The organism is Dehalococcoidia bacterium (assembly GCA_035310145.1).
Lineage (GTDB): Bacteria > Chloroflexota > Dehalococcoidia > CAUJGQ01 > CAUJGQ01 > CALFMN01.
Genome location: DATGEL010000082.1, coordinates 1 through 24,371, shown reverse-complemented (window position 1 = coordinate 24,371; position 24,371 = coordinate 1). Strand labels below are relative to the sequence as shown.

General features: G+C 68.9%; 21 protein-coding genes, 2 tRNA genes and 1 CRISPR repeat array. Of the genes, 13 read left to right on the top strand and 10 right to left on the bottom strand.

Annotated features, from left to right (window positions below):
* Positions 1 to 52: 52 nt before the first annotated feature.
* The 8 genes from VKV26_15580 to VKV26_15545 all read right to left on the bottom strand — a co-directional run bounded on the left by VKV26_15580 (position 53) and on the right by VKV26_15545 (position 7,116).
* On the bottom strand, positions 53 to 553 hold the full coding sequence (locus VKV26_15580) for a biotin/lipoyl-containing protein (GenBank protein HLZ71321.1): 501 nt from the start codon (positions 551 to 553) through the stop codon (positions 53 to 55).
* A gap of 22 nt (positions 554 to 575) precedes the next feature.
* A complete protein-coding gene (locus tag VKV26_15575) occupies positions 576 to 2,060 on the bottom strand; it encodes a pyruvate carboxylase subunit B (GenBank protein HLZ71320.1) in 1,485 nt (494 codons plus the stop codon).
* A gap of 80 nt (positions 2,061 to 2,140) precedes the next feature.
* Positions 2,141 to 3,688: an acyl-CoA carboxylase subunit beta gene (locus VKV26_15570; GenBank protein HLZ71319.1), complete on the bottom strand. Its 1,548-nt coding sequence runs from the start codon at positions 3,686 to 3,688 to the stop codon at positions 2,141 to 2,143.
* A gap of 196 nt (positions 3,689 to 3,884) precedes the next feature.
* Positions 3,885 to 4,022 (bottom strand): hypothetical protein, encoded by a 138-nt coding sequence (locus VKV26_15565; protein HLZ71318.1) that lies wholly within the window; start codon positions 4,020 to 4,022, stop codon positions 3,885 to 3,887.
* Between the two features lie 89 nt (positions 4,023 to 4,111).
* A complete protein-coding gene (locus VKV26_15560) occupies positions 4,112 to 4,480 on the bottom strand; it encodes an alpha/beta hydrolase (GenBank protein ID HLZ71317.1) in 369 nt (122 codons plus the stop codon).
* A gap of 9 nt (positions 4,481 to 4,489) precedes the next feature.
* Positions 4,490 to 4,939 carry an alpha/beta hydrolase gene (locus VKV26_15555; protein HLZ71316.1) on the bottom strand — a complete coding sequence of 150 codons (450 nt, stop codon included), beginning with the start codon at positions 4,937 to 4,939 and terminating at the stop codon, positions 4,490 to 4,492.
* A gap of 111 nt (positions 4,940 to 5,050) precedes the next feature.
* Complete coding sequence (thrC, locus tag VKV26_15550) at positions 5,051 to 6,058, bottom strand: threonine synthase (GenBank protein ID HLZ71315.1); 1,008 nt, start codon at positions 6,056 to 6,058, stop codon at positions 5,051 to 5,053.
* A gap of 62 nt (positions 6,059 to 6,120) precedes the next feature.
* Positions 6,121 to 7,116 (bottom strand): hypothetical protein, encoded by a 996-nt coding sequence (locus tag VKV26_15545; GenBank protein HLZ71314.1) that lies wholly within the window; start codon positions 7,114 to 7,116, stop codon positions 6,121 to 6,123.
* Between the two features lie 149 nt (positions 7,117 to 7,265).
* Between VKV26_15545 and amrB the strand changes: the two genes are divergently transcribed.
* From amrB to VKV26_15530, 3 genes are all read left to right on the top strand, one after another.
* The gene (gene amrB / locus VKV26_15540; GenBank protein HLZ71313.1) at positions 7,266 to 8,480 is read left to right on the top strand and encodes an AmmeMemoRadiSam system protein B; all 1,215 of its coding nucleotides are present in this window, start codon (positions 7,266 to 7,268) and stop codon (positions 8,478 to 8,480) included.
* Between the two features lie 47 nt (positions 8,481 to 8,527).
* A complete protein-coding gene (locus tag VKV26_15535; GenBank protein ID HLZ71312.1) occupies positions 8,528 to 9,514 on the top strand; it encodes a Gfo/Idh/MocA family oxidoreductase in 987 nt (328 codons plus the stop codon).
* A 131-nt stretch (positions 9,515 to 9,645) separates the two neighbouring features.
* Entirely contained in the window at positions 9,646 to 10,377 is a 732-nt protein-coding gene (locus tag VKV26_15530; GenBank protein HLZ71311.1) for an SDR family oxidoreductase, read from the top strand.
* Positions 10,378 to 10,410: 33 nt separating this feature from the next.
* Here the strand turns inward: VKV26_15530 and VKV26_15525 are convergent, their stop codons facing one another.
* Positions 10,411 to 11,832 carry a class II fumarate hydratase gene (locus VKV26_15525; protein ID HLZ71310.1) on the bottom strand — a complete coding sequence of 474 codons (1,422 nt, stop codon included), beginning with the start codon at positions 11,830 to 11,832 and terminating at the stop codon, positions 10,411 to 10,413.
* 192 nt (positions 11,833 to 12,024) lie between these two features.
* Here VKV26_15525 and VKV26_15520 point away from each other — a divergent pair, with 192 nt between their 5' ends.
* The 3 genes from VKV26_15520 to VKV26_15510 all read left to right on the top strand — a co-directional run bounded on the left by VKV26_15520 (position 12,025) and on the right by VKV26_15510 (position 12,726).
* Positions 12,025 to 12,453 (top strand): hypothetical protein, encoded by a 429-nt coding sequence (locus VKV26_15520; protein ID HLZ71309.1) that lies wholly within the window; start codon positions 12,025 to 12,027, stop codon positions 12,451 to 12,453.
* A gap of 65 nt (positions 12,454 to 12,518) precedes the next feature.
* A tRNA-Gly gene (locus VKV26_15515) sits at positions 12,519 to 12,590 on the top strand.
* A gap of 50 nt (positions 12,591 to 12,640) precedes the next feature.
* A tRNA-Leu gene (locus VKV26_15510) sits at positions 12,641 to 12,726 on the top strand.
* A gap of 87 nt (positions 12,727 to 12,813) precedes the next feature.
* Here VKV26_15510 and VKV26_15505 read toward each other — a convergent pair.
* Positions 12,814 to 14,571 carry a thiamine pyrophosphate-binding protein gene (locus VKV26_15505; protein ID HLZ71308.1) on the bottom strand — a complete coding sequence of 586 codons (1,758 nt, stop codon included), beginning with the start codon at positions 14,569 to 14,571 and terminating at the stop codon, positions 12,814 to 12,816.
* Positions 14,572 to 14,785: 214 nt separating this feature from the next.
* Between VKV26_15505 and VKV26_15500 the strand changes: the two genes are divergently transcribed.
* The 7 genes from VKV26_15500 (at position 14,786) to cas2 (ending at position 22,808) form a co-directional block, all read left to right on the top strand.
* Positions 14,786 to 16,960: a CRISPR-associated endonuclease Cas3'' gene (locus VKV26_15500; GenBank protein ID HLZ71307.1), complete on the top strand. Its 2,175-nt coding sequence runs from the start codon at positions 14,786 to 14,788 to the stop codon at positions 16,958 to 16,960.
* Positions 16,961 to 17,137: 177 nt separating this feature from the next.
* Complete coding sequence (cas5c, locus tag VKV26_15495; protein HLZ71306.1) at positions 17,138 to 17,791, top strand: type I-C CRISPR-associated protein Cas5c; 654 nt, start codon at positions 17,138 to 17,140, stop codon at positions 17,789 to 17,791.
* On the top strand, positions 17,792 to 19,567 hold the full coding sequence (cas8c, locus tag VKV26_15490) for a type I-C CRISPR-associated protein Cas8c/Csd1 (protein ID HLZ71305.1): 1,776 nt from the start codon (positions 17,792 to 17,794) through the stop codon (positions 19,565 to 19,567). It begins immediately after the preceding gene.
* Positions 19,560 to 20,468, top strand: a complete 909-nt coding sequence (gene cas7c, locus VKV26_15485) for a type I-C CRISPR-associated protein Cas7/Csd2 (protein ID HLZ71304.1) — start codon at positions 19,560 to 19,562, stop codon at positions 20,466 to 20,468. Before cas8c ends, cas7c begins: the two co-directional genes overlap by 8 nt.
* Before the next feature lie 154 nt (positions 20,469 to 20,622).
* On the top strand, positions 20,623 to 21,354 hold the full coding sequence (gene cas4, locus VKV26_15480) for a CRISPR-associated protein Cas4 (GenBank protein HLZ71303.1): 732 nt from the start codon (positions 20,623 to 20,625) through the stop codon (positions 21,352 to 21,354).
* Positions 21,347 to 22,378 carry a type I-C CRISPR-associated endonuclease Cas1c gene (gene cas1c, locus VKV26_15475; GenBank protein ID HLZ71302.1) on the top strand — a complete coding sequence of 344 codons (1,032 nt, stop codon included), beginning with the start codon at positions 21,347 to 21,349 and terminating at the stop codon, positions 22,376 to 22,378. The genes cas4 and cas1c overlap by 8 nt, the downstream gene beginning before the upstream one ends.
* 139 nt (positions 22,379 to 22,517) lie before the next feature.
* Positions 22,518 to 22,808: a CRISPR-associated endonuclease Cas2 gene (gene cas2 / locus VKV26_15470; protein HLZ71301.1), complete on the top strand. Its 291-nt coding sequence runs from the start codon at positions 22,518 to 22,520 to the stop codon at positions 22,806 to 22,808.
* A gap of 234 nt (positions 22,809 to 23,042) precedes the next feature.
* Positions 23,043 to 24,311: direct repeats of the CRISPR family, unit length 37 nt; unit sequence GTCGCACCCGGCCTCACCGCCGGGTGAGGATTGAAAC.
* Positions 24,312 to 24,371 lie beyond the last annotated feature (60 nt).

The window sequence follows — 24,371 nt, the reverse complement described above, 5'->3', positions numbered from 1 at the left end:
GAGGGCCGCTCTTCGACGGCCCCCGCGCTGTCGCCGGCGTGCGGTGGCGTCGCTACTGCAAGACCAGCAGCAGGTCGCCGGCATTGACACGGTCGCCCACCTTGACCGCGATCTCCTTGACGGTACCATCCTGCGGAGAACGGATCTCGTTCTCCATCTTCATCGCCTCGAAGATCAAGAGCAGGTCACCGCTTTTCACTGCCTGGCCGGCATCCACCGCGATCTTGAGTACCCGGCCGGCCATCGCGGCCGGCACGCCACCGGGTACGCTCGCCTTCGGCGCTGCCGCCGCGGCCTTGCGCGCGGGTGCGGCGGTACGGGGCCGCGATCCGGCTTCGCTTTTCACCGTGCGGTAGCGGGCATCGACCAGTACCTGCAGATCGTCGGCGCCGGAGTCGGCCGGCACTTCCACGCGGAAGGGCTGCTCGTCCACGTAGACGGTCTTCAGCGGCCCGCGGCCCTCGACGCGCACACGGAAGCTGCGCTCGCCGACCGTCACTTCGCCGGCGCCGACGCTGACCTCGAACGGTTTGCCATCGATGGTAAGCTTCATCGTTCCTTCGTTGCCTGCCGGACTACCGCGCGCGCAGGCCGCGCTGCCGGCCGGCCAGCTTCCAGGCCGAGCGGCCGTTGGCGTGGCCGTCCGGAGGCGCGGCCGGCCGCGCCTTCTCGGCTTCCGCCGCCAGGGCGGCCGCGATCGCGGCCACCAATGCCGGCTCCGGGCCATCGCCGGCGTTGCGCCAGGTGAAGAAGTCGCGCGCCGGCTGCGGGAAGAGGGCGAACGAAATCACGTCTTCCTCGCTGCGGGCGAGGTCGCCGATCTCCGCGCGGGCCTGCGCAAGCTCAGGCGCAATGTGGTCGGCCGGCCGGTCGCTGATGATCGGCTGATCGTGATCCACCACTTTGTGCTGGACTTCCTCGTTCACCGGCGCCGGCGCGCGGCCGTAGAAGCCCTGGAAATACTGGCGGGTTTCGCGCGTCACCCGCTTGTACGGCTCGCCCGCCAGCACGTTCATCACCGCCTGCGTGCCGACGATCTGACTGGTCGGCGTGACCAGCGGCGGATAGCCCATGTCCTTGCGCACGCGCGGCATCTCGGCCAGCACTTCGTCCAGCCGGTCCAGCGCGTTCTGCTCACGCAGCTGGTTGATCATGTTGGAGATCATGCCGCCGGGCATCTGGTGAATCAGCACGCCGGCATCCACGCCGAACGACTCGCTTTCGAACGCCTCATACTTCTTGCGCACGCCGGCGAAATACTCCGCGATCTCGTTCAGCTTGTTGAGGTCGAGGCCGGTGTCCCACTTGGTGCCGCGCAGCGTGGCCACCAGCGTCTCGGTCGGCGGCTGCGAGGTGCCGTGCGAAAGCGTGCTGATCGCCGTGTCGACGATGTCCACGCCCGCCTCGATCGCCTTGATGTAGGCCATGTCGGCGAAGCCGCTGGTGCAGTGCGAGTGCAGTTGCAGCGGCACGTCCAGCGCCCGGCGCAGCTTGCCGATGATCTCGCCGGCGGTGAAGGGGTCGAGCAGGCCGGCCATGTCCTTGAGACAGACGGTGTCGGCGCCCATCTGCACCAGTTCTTTGCCCATCGTCACGGCCACGTCGGCGTCGAACACGGGGCTGACGGTGTAGCAGATCGTGCCCTGCACGTGGCCGCCGGCGCGCTTCACCGCGCGCATCGCGGTCTCGAGGTTGCGCACGTCGTTGACCGCATCAAAGATGCGGAAGATGTCCATGCCGTTCTCGACGGCCTTCTCGCAGAACGTGTTCACCACGTCGTCAGCGTAGTGACGGTAGCCCACTGCGTTCTGGCCGCGCAGCAGCATCTGCGTCGGTGTCTTCTTCAGCCGCGCCTTAATCTGCCGCAGCCGCTCCCACGGGTCTTCGTGCAGGAAGCGCAGGCAGGTGTCGAACGTGGCGCCGCCCCAGATCTCCAGCGAGTGGTAGCCGATCGCGTCCAGCGCCTCGCAGATCGGCAGCATGTCTTCCGTGCGCATGCGCGTCGCCAACAACGATTGGTGCGAGTCGCGCAGCACCGTGTCGGTAATCTTGATGCCCATCAGCCCCGCTGTCCCCGCTTCCCTGTCACCCGTTCAGTCTGAAAACCGCGCGAGGCGCAGTTGCTAGCGCAACCAGTCACCTAAAGCGGAATGTTGCCGTGCTTGCGCGGCGGATTCGAATCGGTCTTGTTCTGCAGCATCTCCAGCGCGCGGATCACCTTGCCGCGTGTCTCGCGCGGGTCGATCACGTCATCGAAGAAGCCGCGCGAGGCGGCGATGTACGGGTTCTGGAAGCGCTCGTTGTAGTCCGCGATCTGGCGCTTGCGCTCGGCGTCCGGGTCGGGAGCGGCGCGGATCTGGTCGCGCAGGATAATGTCCACCGCGCCCTCCGAGCCCATCACGGCCGCCTCGCCGATCGGCCAGGAGTAGTTGATGTCGCCGCGCAGGTGCTTGCTGCTCATCACCAGGTAGGCGCCGCCGTAGGCCTTGCGGATCACCACCGAGACCTTCGGCACCGTCGCCTCGGCGTAGGCGTAGAGCAACTTGGCGCCGTGCAGGATGATGCCGCCGTACTCCTGTGCGGTGCCGGGCAGGTAGCCGGGCACGTCGATCAGCGTCACCAGCGGGACGTTGAAGCAGTCACAGAAGCGTACGAAGCGGGCGCCCTTGCGTGCCGCCTCGATGTCGAGCACGCCGGCAAGATAGGCAGGCTGGTTGGCGACGATGCCCACGGTGCGCCCACCCATGCGCGCGAAGCCGACGACGATGTTCTGTCCCCAGCCGGCGTGCACCTCCATGAAGTCGCCGTTATCGACGAGGCGCTCGATCACATCGCGCGTGTCGTAGGGCCGGTTGGAGTCGTCCGGCACGATCTCGAGCAGTTCGGGCGCCGCGCGGTTCGGATCGTCGGCGGTATCGGCGAACGGCGGATCCTCCATGTTGTTGAGCGGCAGGAAGGCGATGAGGCGCCGCACCTCTTCCAGGCAGGCGCGCTCGTCATCGATCGCGAAGTGGGCGACGCCGCTGCGCGTGGCGTGAACCTCTGCGCCGCCGAGTTGCTGGTGGGTGACGTCTTCGCCGGTGACGGCGCGCACCACATCCGGACCGGTGATGTACATCTGCGCCGCGCTGGTCATGAAGATGAAGTCGGTGATGGCGGGCGAATAGACGGCGCCGCCCGCGGCCGGCCCCATGATCACACTGATCTGCGGAATCACGCCGGAAGCGATCGTGTTGTTGGTGAAGATCTCGCCATAGCCGCGCAGGCTTTCGACGCCCTCTTGAATACGGGCGCCGCCGCCGTCGTTGAGGCCGATGATCGGCGCCCCGTTCTTCAGGGCGAGGCCCTGGACTTTGGTGATCTTCTCGCCCGCGACCTCTGAGAGCGAGCCGCCGAAGACGGTGAAATCCTGGGAAAAGACGTAGACCAGGCGGCCGTCGATCTTGCCGTAACCGGTGACGACGGAGTCGCCCAGGTACCTCTGCTCGCCCAGGCCGAAGTAGCTGGAGCGATGCGTCATCAGCGCGTCCAGCTCTTCGAAGCTGCCCTCATCGAGCAGGATCGCGAGGCGCTCGCGCGCGGTGAGCTTGCCGCGCTTGTGCTGCGACTCGATCCGCGCGGCGCCGCCGCCCTCGCGAGATTGCTCCTTCAGCTGCGTTAGGTGGTCCAGCTTGTCCTGAAACGGCATCGCTTGTGTGATCCTCGACTCGCGCTTGTCGTCCAAGTCGTGCAAGGGATGGGGGTCGGAGGGGCAGACGCGGCGCACGGAGCGAGCCGGGCCACACCGAGCGGGATAGTAGCACCGGGGTTGATTGTGAGCAAGGAAGGCGATAGGGCGCAGGGCGCTGGGTGGAGGTGGGAGGGCGTAGGAGACAGGTGGCGCGTCACGCAGGCGCGGCGTGCCGGGGATCCTTCAGCCCGCTGCCGGTGATGACGGCGACTGCGGCTTCATCCGATGAGAGCGTGCGCTCGGCGACGAGCTTCGCCAGACCCGCGGCCGGCGCGGCGCGCGCCTGGCTCATGGACCGCTGTGCGCAGCGGCCGGTGTCCCTGGAGGTAGCGGGCGACCCGGCGCAGCGGCTCGCCGCCGGGCCGCCGGCCAAGAATTGGCTCAGCGCGCCGCCGCGGCCTGCGGCAGCCGGTCCATCAGCGTCCTGGCGACCACGACGCCGTGCTCCATGAAGTCCGCGACCACAGCCGCAAACTCGTCCGGCACGTCGCTCGGCACACCGTGGCCCACGCGGCTGAAGACGTGGAGCGTGGCGTTGGGCAGCTTCTGGAAGTCCGCCAGGTTGGCGAGGAGCAGGCCGTCGGCCGCGCCCGCGATCATCAGAGTTGGGACCATCATCCGCGTCAGACGCTCGCCCCGGCGCGAGTCCACACACGACTGCCAGGACTGCTCGAAGTGGCCATCGGACACGGACAGTGCCCGATCGACCGCTGCGGTGATGCGGTCGGCATCCGGCGTGCGCGCGGACATGATCGTGCGCTAGCGGATCATCGTGTCCCGGTCCCGCTCTCGGCGCAGCTGACGGGCGCGCTCGTGCATCTCTGGCGGCGCCTGAACGCCATCGGAGGGCGCCGGCGCCACGAGGATCAGTTTGTTGAGCCGCGCGACGTGGTTGATCCCGAGCTCCATCCCGATCACGCCGCCCATGCTGTGGCCGCAGTAGGTGAAGGTATTCAGTCCAAGCAGGTCCGCCAGACCGACGACGTCGCGGGCGTACTGCTCGATGGTGTAACCCGACTCGGGATGGCCGCTGTCGCCGGCGCCGCGCGAGTCCATGTAGATGCAGTGATAGCGATCGCGCAGCCTGGGCGTAATCAGATCCGACCATGTGTCGTGCGAGCCGGTATACCCGTGGTGGAAGATGATCGGCTCGCCCTGTCCCGCCTGGTCGTAGAACAGCTCAGCCCCGTTGATCGTTGCGCGTGGCATACCCGTTCTCCTCTCAACCTTGATCGAGGACTCCGGGCGCGAGTCTACCACAGGCGCGGGCCGGGGCAGCGTGGGCGTCCGTCGGTGGCCGTCCAACGGTGGGCGCGAACATCACGTCCGCGCGGCGTGCTCGGGGTCTTTGAGCCCGCTGCCCGTGATCACCACGACGGCCGCCTCGCCCGCGTCGATCGTGCGCTCGGCGATGAGTTTCGCCAGGCCCGCGACGGCCGCCGCCGAGGTCGGCTCGGCGTAGACGCCCTCCAGCCGCGCCAGCATGCGGCCCCAGCGCCCGATCGCGTCTTCCGGGACTGCCACTGCGCTGCCGCCGCTTTCGCGCAGAACGCGCAGCAAGCGCGCGCCCCGCGGCGGATCGGCGATGGAGATGCCGCCGGCCATCGTCGGTTTCGCCTCCACGGGCAGCGGCTGATCCCAGCCGTTCGCCAGCGCCGCCACCAGCGGCGCGCAGGCTTCCGGCTGCACCGCAAACAGCGGCCAGCGCGCCGGCGGCAGCCCGAGGCGGGCGAAGCCTTCGAAACAGCCAGCGAGCAGCGAGCCGCCGCCAACGGGCATGACCAGCTGGGCGGGAGTCTTCAGCTCGTCCGCCAGCTCGCAGGCAAGGGTCTGCATGCCGGCAACGAAAGCGTTGTTGCTGTTGTGGTCGAGGTGGTAGACGGCCTTCGCCTTCGCCGCCTGCCGCGCGGCGCGTGTCACGTCGGCCCGGCTGCCCGCCACGGGAACGACGCGGGCGCCGTACGCCTGCGCCTGCTGCAGCTTCGCTGCCGGCGCCGCCGCGGGCGCGTAGACGGTGCAGCGCAGCCCCGCCCGCGCCGCGTAGGCCGCGGCGGAGGCGCCGGCGTTGCCGGAGGAATCCTCCACGAGCTGTCTCACGCCGAGGGAGACGGCCTCAGCGATCGCCGTCGCGGTGCCGCGGTCCTTGAACGAGCCGGTCGGGTTCTGGCTCTCCAGCTTGAGGTAGAGCCGCGCGATGCCGATCGCCTCCGCCAGCCGCGGCGCCTCGATCAGCGGCGTGCTGCCCTCCCCGAGCGTGATCCGCTGCGCGGGCGCGACCGCGGCCAGGCCGAGATCGCCGAAACGCCAAACCCCGCGCGACGTGCTCATTGATATCGACTATATCGACCGATTAGCCAGTGTCGGCCGTAGCGGCTCATCGGAATCCGTGCTCACTGGTAGATGATCACATCCGGCCGCGGCGTCAGTCCTTCTACTTGTTCGGGACTGAGCAGTCCGGTGTCGTGTTTGTAGAAGAGCTTGAGCCCGGCGTATTTTGCGCCGAACTGGTGCACGAGCTTGTCATACATACTCAACTTGCCGCTCTGGTCGCCGAAACCATCCATGTCGAGCACCGTATCGACACGCGGCTCGTCGAAACGCAGCTTGTCCTTGTTAGTCAGCATGTCGTCTTCGAACTGGTGCACGATCACGATCTTGTTGGGCAAGTTCACCTCTTCAACCATGCGCTCGATCGTTTCCAGCGCGTCGTTCACCTGCAGGCAGTCCAGCGTGCCGATGAACATGCCGGGCCGGTAGCCCGGCAGCGTCACGAACTCCGGATCGATGGCAAGGTGTACCTGCGGCTCGCGCAGGTACGGCAGCACATACTGCAGCTCGTCTTTCAACGAGCTGCGGCCGATCTGCAGGTCGAGGAAGAGCAACATGTGCTGGTCGCGCGTCAGGTCGATGTAGTGGCGCACGGTGGCGTCATCCGTGCGATAGAGATAGAGTCCGTCGTCCGAGGTGCGTGACTGTGCGACTTCGTACACCAGATGCAGTGCGGGCACTACGGCTTTGTCCGGGGTGAGCGCCTGGTACTCCGCGGCCTGCATCTTCAGCCGCTCGAGCATCGCGTCTTCGCTGCCCTCACCCAGCACGCCCATCGCGGGCGAGAGCGGGTGGCCGTAGTAGGAGACGATCTGCGACGTCGCGAACAGCGACTGCCCCGCGATGAACGGTGGCTCCGTGGGCTCCGGCGTCGGCTCGTCCGGCGCTGCCGGCGTTGCGGACCGTTCCGAGGCGACACGTAAACCGGCCCCGATCGACTCTGCAACGGGCGCCCGGTTGCCAAAGGAGACACCGGCAACGTGCAGCACGCCGGTCGCCCCGAGCAGTCCGAACACGAAGCCGCCGACCAGCAGGCACCAGAGGCGCACGGATGGCATCGTTGCTCCAGCGCGCGTTGTCGAGCCCGTCGGCCCCGACGCGGTGTTATGCTATCATGCATCCCTCCGGCATCCACCAACGCCTTCTGTCCCGGCCGCCCCGGCCGTAGAATGCAGGCACCGGCTCGCCGTCCACCTCGGAGCCTGCCATGCCCTTGCCCGCCCGCCCGCAGCTGCGCCCGCTGGAGATCAAGCGGTTGCGCCAGGACGGCCACGAGTACTTTTATCTGCGGGATATGCTCTCGCTTTCAGGCGAGGAGCTGCTGGTGCCGCTCGAGTTGGGGCCGGCGCTGGCTCTGTTCGACGGCGAGCACGAGCTGCCCGTGATCCGCGCCCGCTGCCTGCTGGGCGCCGGGCTCGATCTGGCGCCCACGGACCTGCTGGAACTGGTCCGCCGGCTGGATGCGGCGCTGCTGCTCGAGGGTGAGCGCGTCGAGCAGGTCAAGCGCGAGGTGCTCGCCGCCTTCCGTGCCGCGCCCTGCCGCCCGCCGGCTCTGGCGGACCGCGTCTATCCCGGAGAGCTTGCCGCGCTGCGCAACCAGCTGGCGGCGTTCGAGTTGCGCGCAGAGCGTGCGCCGGCGCCGCAGGGTGCCGTGGCCGGAGTGCTCAGCCCGCACATTGACTACGCGCGCGGCGGACCGGTCTACGCGGCCGGCTGGCGCCAGGCCGCGGACGCGGCCCGCGCGGCGAAGCGGGTCATCCTGCTGGGCACCGACCACGCCGGCGGCGGCGGCCGGCTGACGCTGACACATCAGCAGTACGCCACGCCGTTCGGTCCGCTGCCGACCGACGTGGCGCTGGTGAACGCGCTTGCCGGGGCGCTTGGCGAGGAGCAGGCCTTTGCTGAAGAGCTGCACCATCGCAACGAGCACTCGATCGAGCTGGCGAGCGTCTGGCTGCACCACGCCCGTGGCGGCGAGCCGCTGAGTGTGCTGCCGCTGCTTTGCGGCCATCCGGGGCCGTTCCTGAGCGCCCGCACACTCGCCGGCGGCGGGATTGAACGCGCCATCGAGCTTCTGCGCGAGGCTGTGGCCGGCGGCGCCCTGGTGGTGGTCGCCGGAGACCTGGCGCACGTCGGGCCGGAATTCGGCGATCCGCGACCCTTCGGCGCGGCGCAGCGCGCCGCCGTCGAAGCTGCCGACCGCGCCGCGCTTGCCGCGTGTAGCGCGGGTGCGGAGGCGCTCCTGCGCGAAGTCGGCACGATCGAGGATCGCTACCGCCTCTGCGGACTCACGCCACTGGCGCTGGCGCTGGCGATCATGCCGCCGGTGCGTTTCGAGCAAGCGGCGTACGCGCAGTGCCCTGCGGACGAGCGGAACGCCTCGTTCGTCTCGATCGCCGCCGGCTGTTTCACGGCGCAATAACGCGCCGGAGCGATTGCCGGCCCAGCCGGATCTGCGAGGATAGGCGCATGGCGCTGCTGAAGGTCGCCGTCGTGGGCCTGGGCACGATGGGCGGGCGCTACGCCGAGGCGCTGGCCAGTGGCCGCTACGCCGGCGCCGAGCTGGACAGCGTCTGCGACGTGGACGGCGCCCGCGCCCAGGGCGCCGCGCTGCGCTACGGTGTGCCGGGCTTCGCATCGCTGGCGGAGCTGCTTGCGGCGCGCCGGCCGGGTGCGGCGTACGTTGCGACGCCCGATGCGCTGCACCGCGAGCCGGGCGTGGAACTGGCCGAAGCGGGTGTCCCCCTGCTGATCGAAAAGCCGCTGGCGACGACGGTGGCCGACGCCGAGGCGCTGGCGGCCGCGGCCGAGCGTGGCGGCGCCCCGGCCGAAGTCAACTTCAGCAACCGCTGGAACCCGCCGTTCGTTGCCGCTCGCGCCGCGATCGAATCCGGGCAACTGGGCGAGGTGATCGGCATCAGTGCTCGCCTCAACAACGTGATCACCTCGCCGCGCGACCGGCTGCCCTGGGCCGGCGAGACGACGCCGGCCTGGTTCCTGATGTCGCATTGCCTTGACCTGGCGCACTGGCTGGGCAACTGTGCGGCGCGCACGGCCTACGCGGCGGGGCACAAGGGTGTGCTGGCCGCGCTGGGCATCGACACGTACGACTCTGTGCAGGCGCTGCTGCAGTACGACCGCGGCGTCAGCGGCGTCTTCGAATCGACCTGGGTGCTGCCGGCGTCTCATCCGTCGCCGATCGAGTTCGAGTTCCGTGTGATCGGCTCGCACGGCGCGCTGACCGTGGACACGACGCAGCAGCTGATCCGCGTCGAGTCCGAGCTGCTGAGCTATCCGCAGGTGCTGGCCTGGGCGGGGGAGCGTTTCGCCAGCTTCGCGCGCAATGTGCGGGGCGAGGCGGCGCCGCGCGTGCCGCTTGCCGCCGGCATCGAGAACACACGCACACTCGTTGCCATCCACCGATCGTTGCAAACCGGGGCGGTCGAATCCGTATAATGCCGGCCGTGGGTTTGGCGACGAGACGCCCATACCCTGTTGGGCTTCGTTCGCCGTGGCGCACCGCGCAGGCGCACGAGGTCGGTTAAACCACCGGGAGGCACAAGACGGATACGCAGCAGAAGGTCGCGATCGTTACCGGCGCGGGCAGCGGCATCGGCAGAGCGGCGGCGTTGGCGTTGCTCGGCGCCGGCTACGGCGTCGCGCTGGCGGGGCGCCGCAAAGCGCCGCTGGAGCAGACGGCTAGGACAGCCGACGCCGGCGACCGCGCGCTGGTGGTGCCGACCGACGTGGGCGACCCCGCGGCGGTCGAGTCGCTGTTCGCGGCGACGAAGCAGCGCTTCGGCCGGCTGGACGTGCTGTTCAACAACGCGGGCATCGGCGCCCCGGCCGTGCCGCTCGAGGAGCTGAGTGTCGCGCAGTGGCGGGCCGTGGTCGACACCAATCTGACCGGCATGTTCCTCTGCACGCAGGCGGCCTTCCGGCTGATGAAGGACCAGGAGCCGCGCGGCGGCCGCATCATCAACAACGGCTCGATCTCCGCGCACGCGCCGCGGCCCAACTCGGCGCCGTACACCGCCACCAAGCACGGTGTCACCGGCCTGACGAAGTCGACCTCGCTCGACGGCCGCAAGTACGACATCGCCTGCTGCCAGATCGACATCGGCAACGCGCTGACGGAGCTGGCGGCGCGTATGACGCGCGGCGTGCCGCAGGCCGACGGCTCGATCAAGGTTGAGCCGACCTTCGACGCGGACGAGGTCGGCAGGGCGGTGCTCTACATGGCCGGCCTGCCGCTCGACACCAACGTCCAGTTCATGACGATCATGGCGACGAAGATGCCGTACGTGGGCCGCGGCTAAGGACCAGCTCGCGTTGCCGCCGTCCACGAGGCGTTAGCCGCCTGCCGAGCCGCCTTCGAGGCCGGGTTTGACCATCTCCTCCGGGTTCAGGATCTCGTCGAGCTGCGCGTCCGTCAGGTCGGTTTCGTCGCGCGCGACCTCGCGAATCGTGCGGCCCGTCTTGCCGGCCAGCTTGGCGATCGCGGCGGCCTTGTCATAGCCAATCACCGGCGCCAGCGACGTGCAGATCGCCAGGCCGCGCTCTACCATCTCCGGGCCGCGCGGCGTGGCCCGCAGACCCTCCACGCATTGGCGCGCGAAGTTCGCGGACGCCTTCGCCAGCAGGTCGATCGCGTCGAGCAGGTCGTAGGCCGCCACGGGCAGCATCGTGTTCAGCTCGAAGTAGCCCCACTGCCCGCAGACTGAGATCGTCTCGTCGTGACCGATGACCTGGGCGCAGGCCATGATCAGCGCTTCGGCGATCACCGGGTTGACCTTGCCGGGCATGATCGAGCTGCCTGGCTGCACTTCGGGCAGCGCCAGCTCACCGATGCCGGCGCGCGGGCCGGAGCCCATCCAGCGGATGTCGTTGGCGATCTTCATCAGGCTCACGGCCACCGTACGCAGGGCGCCGCTGGCGGCAACCACACCGTCGATCGTGTTCTGCGCCTGGAAGTGGTTGCTGCTCTCGCGGATGGCGACGCCGTTCAGCTCGCTCAGCCGCCGGCAGACGCGCGCCGCGAACTCCGGGTGGCTGTTGACGCCCGTGCCGACGGCGGTGCCGCCGAGCGCCACCTCGGAAAGTTCCGCCTGCGCCTGCTCCAGCCTCTGAACGCCGCGCTCGACCTGGCCGGCGAAGCCCAGGAACTCCTGGCCCAGGCGGATTGGTGTCGCATCCTGTAAATGCGTGCGGCCGGTCTTGATCACCGGCCAGAACTCCTTGCTCTTCGCACGCAGGCTCTGCTCCAGCTCGCGCAGCGCCGGGATCAGGTCGTGCGCGAGCGCCACGGCGCCGGAGAGGTGCATGGCGGTGGGAATCACGTCGTTGGAGGACTGGCAGAGATTGACCTGGTCGTTCGGGTGGACCAATTTCGAGCCAAGCTGGCCGCCGAGCCTCTGGCTGGCCAGGTTGGCGATCACCTCGTTGGCGTTCATGTTGGTCGAAGTGCCGGAGCCGGTCTGGAAGATGTCGACGGGAAACTGCGCATCGTGCCGGCCGTCGATCACCTCCTGCGCCGCCTCCTGGATGGCGCCCGCGACGCGGCTGTCGAGCAGGCCGAGCCCTTCGTTCACCACCGCGGCCGACTGCTTGATCTGGCCGAGCGCCTGGATGAAGCGGCGGGGGAAGCGGTAGTCGCTGATTGGAAAGTTGAGCACGGCGCGCTGGGTTGAAGCGCCGTAGAGCGCCTCGGAGGGTACGTCCATCGGCCCCATCGAGTCGCGTTCCACCCGCGTGTGTCCCGCGAGCTGCGTCATAATCCCGCTCCTTCGTGGCCGCGCGGCAGCCGCTGACCGGCGGCCAATGCTGGCATTTCGTGGTTCTGCTTCGACTATAGCCGCGCGGCGAGGCACGGTCATCCGGCGCATTGTTCGCGCATTGTTCGCATGCAGGTGCGGTGATAGGCTCGTGTGCGGCGGCGCGGGCGGCGTCCCGGCAGGAGCGGCGGCGTGGCGTACGAGTTCGGCTTTGACGTGGTGCGCATCGAGCTTGACGAAGTCGATCTCGAGGAGGCCGAGGCCGAGCGCGAGTTCGAGATGGAGGCGTTTTCGGGCGACGTCTCGGCCCACATCGCCGCTACGGCCTCGGGGCTGCGCGAGCTGCTGCAGGCGATCGACGCGGCCTCCGAGGAGCCGGACGCGCGCGCCGGCGGCCCGTGGGAGCCGCAGCTGCCGCAGATGCGCGGCTTCATCTTCCACCCGCGCATCTTCCTCGATCACGCCGAGGTACATCCGCCGGTGCACGACCCCGACGAGGAGATCGACTTCTGGGAGTTGATCCTGGACGACGAGGATGGCTCGCGGCTGATGCTGCGCACCAGCGAACAGACGGTGCGCAGCCTGCAGCGGCGCATCACCGAGGTGCTGTTCAACGTATAGCCGGCTGGCGATCGTGTGTGGCGTGCGCTATACTAAGTGGGTCCGCTCATGGCTGGGCGGACAGCGCGGAAGTGGCTCAGTGGTAGAGCACCTCCTTGCCAAGGAGGGGGTCGCGAGTTCGAATCTCGTCTTCCGCTCCGGGCCCCGGTGCTGAGCTGGCTCAGCCGCCGGGCCTTCGGTTTTCCGGGCCGAAGTGGCGGAATAGGCAGACGCGACGGTCTCAAAAACCGTTGACCTTCACCGGTCGTGCCGGTTCGATCCCGGCCTTCGGCACCGTGGCACCCGCGCCGATATCCGCGCTCGCTGCCGACCCGGCGTTTCCAGCTGCGCCGCGTATCTCGCTCTACTCCGTGGCCGGGTTCACCGCGCCGCGGCGCGCGCCCTCCGCGGCTGCGCCGCCAGCGGCGATGTGACCTGCTGGAACGTCTGCTTGAGCGAGGTCAGCACCTCGACGACGACGGGCCGCGACGCCTGCAACGCCTGCGAGAGCGCCGGCGCGATCTCGGCCGGGCGCTCGACGCGGATGCCCTCGCAGCCCATTGCCCGGGCGATGGCGGCGTGGTCGAACGCTCCGAAGCTGGAGGCGATCGGCCGCTCGCCCTGGCCGTGCAGCACCCAGCCGAGGGCGCCGTTGTTCAACACGACGGTGACGATCGGCAGGCGCTCCTCCACGGCGGTCAGCAGCCCGTTCATGGCGATGCCGAAGCCGCCGTCGCCGCACACCGCCACCACGGCACGCCGCGGATGCACCACGCGCGCCGCCAGCGCCGCCGGAATCGCGTAGCCCATGCCGCCGACCGCGCCCGGCTGCAGATACTCCATGCCCGCCTTCGTACGGAAGTAGTGCTGCATGAACAGCCGGTTCTCGCCGGCGTCGCAGGCGACGATCGCGTCGTCGGGCAGGGCGGCCTGCAACTCCGCGATCAGCCGCTGCGGCAGGATCGGCGTCTCGTTCGAGGCCGACTCGGCGACGCTGAACGAATCGAAGCGCCCGTGCGCCTCGGCGGCGATGCGGCGGCCGCTGCTGCGAGGCTGGAAGCCGGCATCGCGCAGCGCGGCGCTCAGCTGCCGCAGCACCGTATCCGCGTCGCCGACGAGCGCGACCTCAGCCGGGAAGGTCCACGAGGCATGTTTCGGCTCGACCTCGATCTGGATGAACGTCTGCCGCGTTGGGTCGAGCAGGTCCGGGTTCTCGCGCGCCGTGTCCGTGGCGCCGAGCCGCGTGCCCACGGCGAGCACGAGATCGGCGCCGGCAACGACTTCGTTCGCGGCTTCGAGGCCGAAGGTGCCGAACAGGCCCAGCGCCAGCGGATGCGTCTCCGGAAAGACGCCCTTGCCCGAGGCCGTGGTGGCGACCGGGGCGTCGAGCAGTTCGGCCAGCTCGCGCAGCGCGTCGCGTGCGTGGCCGGCGCGCACGCCGTTGCCGGCGATAATCACCGGCCGCTGGGACGTGCGCAGCGTCGCCACGCCTTCGCCGATCGCCGCCTCGGGCGCCGGGGCGCCGCGGGCGCGCAGATAGGGCGCCGAGGCGTAGAGGCGCGGCGTGCTCTCCGGCCCGACGCGACGGCCGAGGGCGCCGCTGTGGTAGAGCAGCGCGACCGGGCCCGGCGTGCCCGCCGTCGCGTGCTTGATCGCGAGCTGTGTCTGCTGAACGGCCTGGGGCCCGTCCTGGGCGACGAACACCTGCTTGGTGTAGCCGCCGATCACCGTGCGGGCGTCCCAGGTGCCGTAGTCTGCCGTGCCGGCCTGGTAGGACGCGTGGTGGGAGAAGGGCGCGCCGTCGGAGAGATCGGTGAGCAGCAGCATCGGCGACCCGGCGAGGAAGCCTTCGAGGATGCCCATGCCGGCGTTGGTGAGCAGGAAGGCGGCCTGGCCGCTGCAGACGCCGGGCCGGCCGGTGAGCCGGCCGTAGGCTTCGGCCATGACGGTGGCGAGGCCCTCCTCGCGGGCCAGCACGGTGCGGATGCGTTGCTGGTGGTCATAGAGGGCGTTGAAGATCGAGCCGCCCATGCCGCCCCCCGGCATGCCGAAGACGGCATCGATGCCGGCCTGCTCGAGCACGCGCACGATCGCCTCGCCGACCGAAACCTCTTCGTTGAGCAAGGGTTCTGCCGTCATGATTCCGCCTCCCACCGGCGGCAAGGCCCGATCTGCCGCCCGCCGGTCGATTTCGGCCGCATGGTACGCCGCGGCCCGCGCCGGGCGCCAGCCGCCTGCTCAATCGCACAGCCCGCCGCAGTATGTCACGATACGATGTCGCACTTTGGCGTCGACTGCGGGAATCCGTTATGCCGGGGAGTCCGTCAGCCGACGCTCGGTTAGGGAGGCAGTCATGGTGGCCTACGCGCACTCGGCGAACCCGGCGGGCGAGTGGCATCTACTTGAAGACCACCTGCGGGATACCGCTCAGCGCGCCGCGGGATTCGCCGGAGCCTTCGGGGCTGCGGAACTGGCCCGTTGCCTCGGCCTCTGGCACGACCTCGGAAAGTTCCATCCCGACTGGCAACAGTACCTGCTCAGCTGCGAGCGCGATCCGAAACTGCGCGGCCACGGCCCGGACCACAAGCGCGCCGGTTCGCGCTTCGCCATGGAGCGGCTGGGGCTGCCGGCGATGGCGATCCAGGGCCACCACGCTGGCATGAAGTCGCCCACGACATTCGAAGCCTGGCTCAATGACCCGCAGACGCTCGCCGCAGTCGATCAGGCACTGCGGCGGGCGCGGGCCGAGTTGCTGGAACTCGGTGAGCAGACCGAGCTGGCGTTTCCGGCCTTCGCGCAGCGCCGTGCACTGGCGGGCGAACTGTTCTTGCGCATGCTCTTCTCCTGTCTGGTCGACGCGGACTTTCTGGACACGGAGCGGCACTTCAATGAGACCAAAGCGGAGGTCCGCGGAGCAGATGTCGCTCCCGGCGCACTGTTCGAGCAGCTGCAGGGAGACCAGGGCCGGCGCTTTGCCGGAGCGCCGGGAACCGCGTTGAACCGCGCCCGGCAGGAGATCTACGACCACTGTTTGGAGGCGGCGGCGCAGCCGCCGGGGCTCTTCCGCCTGGCCGTGCCCACCGGCGGCGGCAAAACGCGCTCCGGCATGGCGTTCGCGCTGCGCCACGCAGCGCTGCACGGCCTTGAGCGGGTGATCGTCGCCGTGCCGTTCATCACGATCACCGAGCAAACATCGACCGTCTACCGCGAAATCTTCGGCGATGATGCGGAGCGCCCGGTAGTGCTGGAGCATCACAGCGGCGCCCTTCGGCAGACCGGCGAGGCCGATGCCGTGCCGCGGGCAGAACTGTGGTCGCGACTCTCTTCCGAAAACTGGGACGCGCCGATCGTTGTGACCACGACGGTGCAGCTCTTCGAGAGCCTGTTCGCGGCGGGGCCGCGAGCTTGCCGCAAGGTGCACCGGCTGGCGAAGAGCGTGATCGTGCTGGACGAAGCGCAGTCGCTGCCGCCCGGTCTGTTGACGCCGATTCTCGACGCCCTGCAAGAACTGTGCGCGAACTACGGCACGACGGTCGTGGTCTCCACGGCGACACAACCGGCATTCGAAACGATTCCTGTGTTCAGGGCCATGCAAGCGCGCGAGATCGTGCCGCAGCCAGAGCGCCACTTCAGCACACTCAAGCGGGTGAAGTACGACCTGCGCTTGGACGAAGCGCTGAGTTGGGACGACGTTGCGGTGCTGATGCGCGCTGAACCGCGGGCGCTGGCGGTGGTAAATACGAAGCGCGACGCGCTGGCGCTGCTCGATGCGCTGCACGACCCCGAGGCGTTGCACCTTTCGACGTTGCTCTGCGGCGCGCATCGCCGCGCCGTGATAGAGGAGGTGAAGCGGCGACAGGCCGCGGGCGAGCCCTGCCGGCTGGTGGCGACGCAGGTGGTCGAGGCGGGGGTCGATCTCGATTTCCCACTGGTGCTGCGTGCCCTCGGCCCGCTGGACGCGATCGTGCAGGCCGCCGGCCGCTGCAACCGCGAAGGCCATCTCGCCGAAGGGCGCGTGATCGTCTTCCGTCCGGCAGAAGGCGGTTTGCCGCCGGGACCGTACACCACGGCGACCGAGATCTCGCAGGCGGTGCTGGCCACGCCGGATGCCGATCCCGACGATCCGCGCGCGCCCCAAGCCTACTTCCGTGAGCTGTTTCGGCGCCTGAACACCGACCGCGAGGCGATTCAGAAACTGCGCGACGGCTTCGATTTCGACGAGGTTGCGAGGCGCTTTCGCATGATCGATGAAAGTACGTTCAGCGTGGTGATCGACAAGTACGGCTCGCCCAACGCTCGGCGGGAGGTCCAGCGGGAGTTGGCGAGGTTGCGGCGCGGCGGCGCCGGGCTGCGCCAGGCGCTGCGCGCGCTGCAGCCGTTCCTGGTCTCGGTGCGGGAGCGTGACGCCAAGCGCTACGAGCGCGAGGGGCTGATTGTTCCGGTGATTGAGGGAGTGGGCGAGTGGCTGGGCCGCTACGACGAGACGCGGGGCCTGGAGGCGGCGGGGGTAGATCTTCTGGTCGGATAGCGATAGGACTTGACAACGAGTCGAACACGAGCGTGGCGTGCCGCTTGCGCTCGTGACTCGATGACTTTCGAGTTGCGTAAGCGAGGATTGAAACCGAGTGGCATACGCGTCACGCGGCATATCCAGAGTGGTGGGCTGTTGGCTGTGAAGGGCAACAGCCCGCCGGAAGGAGGAGCGGTGAACGGTCATGACGGTCCGGTTGAGGTCCTGGTGTGGGGCGAACTGGCCTGCTTCACGCGGCCGGAGATGAAGGTGGAGCGAGTCTCATACCCGGTGATGACGCCCTCGGCCGCGCGCGGTGTGTGCGAGGCGATCTACTGGAAACCGGAAGTGCGCTGGCGGATCGAGGAGATCCACGTGCTCAAGCCGATCCGCTACTTCTCCATTTTGCGCAATGAGGTGAACAGCCGCGCCAGCGACCGCGCCGCCGGCGTCTGGGAGCGCGGCGGCGGTGGCTTCGACGCGACCGCCGACCGCGCGCAGCGGCACACGCTGGCGCTGCGCAACGTGGCCTATCGGATTCGTGCCAGCTTCGAGCAACTGCCGCACGACGACGCCGACCCGGCGAAGCACCGCGACCAGTTCCGCCGACGCGTGCGCGGCGGACGTTGCTTCGCCACGCCGTACCTCGGCTGCCGCGAATTTTCGGCCTTCTTCGCCGAACCGGACGGCAGCGAGCAGGCGATCGATCGCACCGAGCCGCTGGGCACGATCCTGCTCGACCTGGAGTACGCAACCGATGGCTCGGGGCGCGGCCGCCCGGTGTTCTTCAATGCCGAGCTGGACCGGGGTGTGCTGCGCGTGCCGCCAATGCCGGGAAGGAGGCGCTGAATGCTGCTGCAACGGCTGAAAGACTACGCCGACGAGTGTATGCAACTGCCGCCGCCGCTCTACAGCGAGACGCCGATCCGCTATGTGATCGAGCTGAACGAAGACGGCACGCCACGAAGCCGCATCCCGACGGACACGAGCGACCCGAAGGATCCGCGGGCGAAGCGCGGCCAGCGCCGTCTCGCGCCGCAGGTGCAGCGCGCGAATGTCATCCGGCCTCTCTTGCTGGCTGATAAGGCCGACTACACGCTCGGAATGGGCGGTGAGGGTGCGAAGCCAGAGCGAGTCGCCGCCTGTCACGTGGCGTACCTGGATCTGCTTCAGCGCTGCGCCGACGCGACCGACGAGCCAGACGTGCAGGCCATTCAGCAGTTCCTCGGCGACGATCCAGCAAGCCAGCTTGAGTTGCCGGAGGATTTTGACACGAGCGGCCTGATCACGTTCAGCGTGTGGAGGGGCTACGCAGCAAGCTTTCCCATCGATCTGCCCAGCGTTCGTGCGTTCTGGTTCTCCGTCAACGACCCAGACGCAAAAGGTGATGCGAGCCGGATGCAATGCCTGATCTGCGGTCAGGAACGGCCGGTGCTGGAACGGCTGCAGGGGAAGATCAAGGGCGTGCCGGGCGGGCAGACGGCCGGCACCGCGATTATCTCGGCCAACGCCGCCGCGTTCGAGTCGTACGGATTGGAGGCGTCGCTGATCGCGCCGACCTGCGGCGACTGCGGCGAGAAGTTCACCAAAGCGGCGAACGAGCTGATCGCGAGCGAGCAGAACCGCATCATCCTCGGAGGCGCGGCGTTCATCTTCTGGACGCGTCAGCCGGTGCCGGCTTTCTCCTTCCGCAGCTTCCTGACCGAGCCGAAACCCGAAGAGGTGCGAGATCTGCTGCGCACTCTGCGCAGCGGCGGTCTGCCGCCGGCCGTCGATGCGACGAAATTCTATGCAACGGTGCTGTCGAGCAGCGGCGGGCGCTGCGTGGTTCGGGACTGGATCGACACCACGGTGGGTGAGGCGGCTGCGCACCTGGCAGCCTGGTTTGAACGGCAGCGCATCGTCGACGCCTTCGGGGCAGAGCCTCCGCCGCTCGGCGTGTATCGGCTGGCCGGGGCCACGGTGCGCGAGTTGAAGGACGTGGCGCCGACCACGCCGAGGGCGCTGCTTGAGGCTGCCCTCGATGGCACGCCGGTGCCAGCCTCGCTGCTCTTTCAGGCGGTGCGGCGCAATCGCGCCGAACAGCGCGTGACGCATCCGAGGGCGGCCCTGATCAAGCTCGTGCTGCTGAGTCAGCGGCATGACTCTGAGTTGCAGGAGGGGGAGATGGTACGTCTCGATCCGGCGCACCCCAACGCTGCGTATCACTGCGGCCGGCTGCTGGCGGTGTTGGAAGAGGTGCAACGACTGGCGCTGCCCGGCATCAAAGCCACGATCGTGGACCGCTTTTTCGGCACGGCATCGTCTGCGCCAGGCTCGGTGTTCGGCCGTTTGGTGCGCGGGGCGCAGCCGCACCTGGGGCGACTCGACCGCGACCGGCACGGCGCCTACCTCGCGTTGCAGCGCCGGCTGGAAGAGGTGCAGGGCGCCCTGGACGGTTATCCGCGCGTGCTGAACCTCGAAGAGCAAGGACTGTTCGCATTGGGCTACTACCACCAGCGGGCCTTCGATCGCGAGCAGGCGCGGCTGGCGGCGGAACGCCGCCGCGCTGGACAGGCGGTGAGCGCCGCTGAGGCCGCTTACGCAGAGGCAGTCATCGACGCTGAGGAGAGTAACGGTGAGTAACGGCGTATACACGAACCCCGGCCGGCGGCATGACTTCGTGCTGCTGTTCGACGTGCAGGACGGCAACCCCAACGGCGACCCGGACGCCGGCAACCTGCCGCGCGTCGATCCGGAGACGATGCAGGGACTTGTTACCGACGTTTGTCTGAAACGCAAGGTGCGCGACTGGGTGGATGTCGCCTTCGGTGAGAAAGATCGCTTCAAGATCTACGTCCAGGCCGGTGGCGAGGCGTTGAACACGAAGCACGACCGCGCCTACAAGGCGCTCGATCTGAAGTCGACCGGCGCCAAGCAGAACAAGAGCGACGTCGAGCAGGCCCGCGCCTGGATGTGCCAGAACTTCTACGACATCCGCATGTTCGGCGCCGTGATGAGCACGGGCGTGAACTGCGGCCAGGTGCGTGGGCCGGTGCAGCTGACCTTCGCCCGCTCGCTCGACCCGATCGTGCCGCTCGACCTCTCGATCACGCGCGTCGCCGTGACGAGGCCGGAAGACGCGACGATCGCCGTTTCCGAAGAGGGCCAGGGCACAACGGGCAAACAGACGGAGATGGGCCGCAAGGCGCTGGTGCCGTACGGGCTCTATCGGGCGTATGGCTTCTTTAATCCGCACTTTGCTCAAAGCACGGGCGCCGGCGAGGACGATCTCAGCCTGTTCTGGCAGGCGCTGCAGCAGATGTGGGACCTGGACCGCTCGTCCTCACGTGGGCTGATGGGCTGCCGCGGGCTGTTTGTGTTCTCGCACGACAGCCCGCTGGGCAACGCGCCGGCGCAACGCCTGTTCGAGCTGGTGCATACCCCACCAAGCCAGAACAAGGCGCCGCGTTCGTTCGCCGACTACGACGTGCGCGTGGACGAGGCTGCGGTACCGGAAGGTGTGACACTGACACGCCTGGTGTAGCTTTCTACGGCGCCGGGCCGCGCCCGTGGGTGCTGCGTGCGGGGATGGGCGGCGTGGGTGCGGCCCGGCGCGATCTTCAGCCAGGAGGCAGGGTGGCGCGGCGGCGCGGGCGGGAGACCGCTCGCGGGCGCGGGATAGACCGGGAGGTTGGGCGGTGCTGGAGGACTGGCTGGATGAGGCGCCGGAGGTCACGATCTCGGCGCTGGAGCACTGGAGCTATTGCCCGCGGCAGTGCGCGCTGATCTACGTCGAGCAGGTCTGGGACGAGAACCAGTTCACGGTTCGCGGCACCGTGGCGCACGAGAAGGTTGATGCGGGTGACGCCGAAGTCATGCGCGGCGTCCATATCGTGCGGGCGATTCCGCTCTGGTCGGAGCGGCTAGGCCTCTCCGGCAAGGCGGACCTGGTCGAGTTCCGGCCGCAGGGACCGTATCCCGTGGAGTACAAGGTCGGGCGGCGGCGCGGCGAGCACGCCGAGATCCAGCTCTGCGCCCAGGCGCTTTGCCTTGAGGAGATGCTGCAAACGGCCGTGCCGCGCGGCGCCGTCTTCCACCACGCGGAGCGCAGGCGCTACGAGGTGGAGTTCGACGCGGCCCTGCGGGCGCGCACGGAGGCGACGGTGACGGCCGTGCGCGAGATGCTGCGCACGCAAAACCTGCCCCAGGCGCCGAACGACGCCCTCTGCCCGCGCTGCTCGTTGATCAATGCCTGCCTGCCGGGCGTGGTGGCGGAGCGCTCGCGGCTCGGCGGCCTGCAGGGGACGCTCTACCGCCCGTGGGAGGCCGAGCCGCCGGATGCGGTCTGGGGCAAGGCCGTGCCGGCGGCAGCAGTTGGCGAAGACGAGCACGAGGAGGATGACGAGGTGGAGGAGGACGACGATGCATGAGCTTTTGAACGTGCTCTACGTGCTGGCGCAGGGCTCGATGCTGCACCTGGACCACGACACGGTGAAAGTCGTGCTCGACGGCGAGACGCGGCTGCGGGCGCCGCTGATCCGGCTGAGCGGCATCGTCATGCTCGGCCAGGTTTCCATCAGCCCGTTCCTGATTCAGCGCTGCGCCGAGGACGGGCGCAACCTGGTCTGGCTCGACCGGCGCGGCCGCTTCAAGGCGCGCGTGGAGGGCGAGACGCGCGGCAACGTGCTGCTGCGGCGGGCGCAGCACCTGGCGCTCTCCGACCGCGCCCGCTGCCTGCGCATCGCCCGGCAGATCGTGGCGGGCAAGATTCAGAACAGCCGCCAGGCGCTGCTGCGGGCGGCGCGGGAGACGCAGCAACCGGAGGGCGGCGCGCCGCTGCGCGAGGCCGCCGGGCGCATGGCCGGCATCATCGAGCGGCTGCCGGCGATCGGGGATCTCAACGAGCTGCGCGGCGCCGAAGGCGAGGCGGCGCGGGCCTACTTCGGCGTCTTCGGCTGGATGGTGCGCGCCGATCGCCGCGCCTTCGGCCCGGATGGGCGCTCACGCCGGCCGCCGCGCGACCGCGCCAATGCCCTGCTCTCGTTTCTGTATGCGCTGGTGCGAGCCGAGTGTGGGGCGGCGCTGGAGGGCGTTGGGCTCGACCCCCAGGTGGGCTATCTGCATGCCCTGCGTCCCGGCCGGCCGGCGCTGGCGCTCGATCTGATGGAGGAGTTGCGGCCCGTGATCGCCGACCGGCTGGCGATCACGCTGGTGAACCGCAAGCAGTTGCGGCCGGAGCACTTCGAAGACCTGCCCGGCGCGGCCGTGCGCCTCACGGATGACGGCCGCAAGGCGGTGATCGGCGCCTACCAGAAGCGCAAGGAGGAGGAAATTCCCCATCGGGTGCTGGGGCAGAAGGTGGCCGTCGGGCTGCTGCCGCACGTGCAAGCACGGCTGCTCGCGCGCCACCTGCGCGGCGACCTACCGGAGTATCTGCCCTACCTGGCCCGGTGATTGGCGGCGATGGCTACCGGCGAGAACGAGAGCGTGGCCCGCGGGAGGGCTGGCGGCGGTACGGCAGCGTGCCGAACCTTACCAATTGAAGAGGTTTGCGGAACGGACGTGCGTCGCCTGGCGGCACAGGAGTCGGGGTGTGGAGGTGCTGGTGGCGTACGACGTGGCGACGGACAGCGCGGAAGGGCGCAAGCGGCTGCGGCGCGTGGCGAAGATCTGTGAAGCGCACGGGCAGCGCGTGCAGAAGTCGGTGTTCGAGTGCATCGTCAACGCGGGCCAGTTCGAGCTGCTGAAGCACAAGCTGCGCCAGGCAATGGACGAGCGGGAAGACAGCCTGCGGATCTACCGGCTGCACGAGCCTCGTGAGCGGTATGTGGAGGTGTACGGCCAGCGGCCGGCGTTCGACTTGCGGGAGCCACTGATCCTATAATCGGCGGCGATGCCGCCCAGCGCGCGGACCTCTGGCAGTGGCGCTCCACGCGAGGGGTTCGCGCGCGGAACGGGTCAGCGGGCCGGGTGCGACGCGGAAAAGGAGGTGCAATAGCCGGCTTGCGGCCGCCTTCGAGGTGAGGCGAGGGCGTTGCAGCGGCTTTTGAAGAGCGAAATCAGGCTCGCAACGAGCCAAAACAGCACGCCCGGAGGCCAGTAGCCCCTGGGCGGTGCCGTCGCACCCGGCCTCACCGCCGGGTGAGGATTGAAACGGCTGGAGCTGTTGGCGTTGAGGGCGGAGCATGAGTCGTCGCACCCGGCCTCACCGCCGGGTGAGGATTGAAACTCAGCGCGGGCGCGCAGGGAGGCGTTGAGCTGCTGGTCGCACCCGGCCTCACCGCCGGGTGAGGATTGAAACGCGTACGCGGGGTACGGGGTGCTGCCGGCGCAGTGGTGTCGCACCCGGCCTCACCGCCGGGTGAGGATTGAAACGCCTATTATTACCGGCCCACACGGGAGCTTACGGGTCGCACCCGGCCTCACCGCCGGGTGAGGATTGAAACTCCGCGGCGGGGAGAGGCGTGGGTGTGGGGGATCGAGGTCGCACCCGGCCTCACCGCCGGGTGAGGATTGAAACACGGTTGGCCGGCAGCGCGAGGTCCACGCCGTCGGTCGCACCCGGCCTCACCGCCGGGTGAGGATTGAAACCGGCTCGAACTGGCGGCGCTGAGGGCGGACCATGGTCGCACCCGGCCTCACCGCCGGGTGAGGATTGAAACCAGTGGTGGGGGACGCGCCGGGTGAAACAGGAGCCGTCGCACCCGGCCTCACCGCCGGGTGAGGATTGAAACGGGGATGGGGCGCAGCCGGCAAACGCGATGGGGGTGGTCGCACCCGGCCTCACCGCCGGGTGAGGATTGAAACTCCCAATACTGCTGATACTGATACACGATCCCATCCAGTCGCACCCGGCCTCACCGCCGGGTGAGGATTGAAACCGGCTCCGGCTGCGGTCGGGCGAGGTCGTGGCGGGCAGTCGCACCCGGCCTCACCGCCGGGTGAGGATTGAAACACGAAACTCGCCCTTGCCCTACACTGGCCTGCCAGTCGCACCCGGCCTCACCGCCGGGTGAGGATTGAAACACCATCCCCGCGAGCACCGCCGCTGGCTCCGAGCTGTCGCACCCGGCCTCACCGCCGGGTGAGGATTGAAACGTGCTCATCCAGGGCGTCGCCGCCAACAACAGCTCGTCGCACCCGGCCTCACCGCCGGGTGAGGATTGAAACCCGCTGGGCACGGTCCTGCGTTTTGTGGACTCCGGTCGCACCCGGCCTCACCGCCGGGTGAGGATTGAAACCTCGTCAGATTCGCCGGCCGTGACCGTGCCGGGAATGGTCGCACCCGGCCTCACCGCCGGGTGAGGATTGAAACCAGGGACAAGTGTAAGCGTCCTAGCGGATAGAGGCGTCGCACCCGGCCTCACCGCCGGGTGAGGATTGAAACTGCGGCATGCCGATGCCGGCAAGCGCCGTGCCGGCGGGTCGCACCCGGCCTCACCGCCGG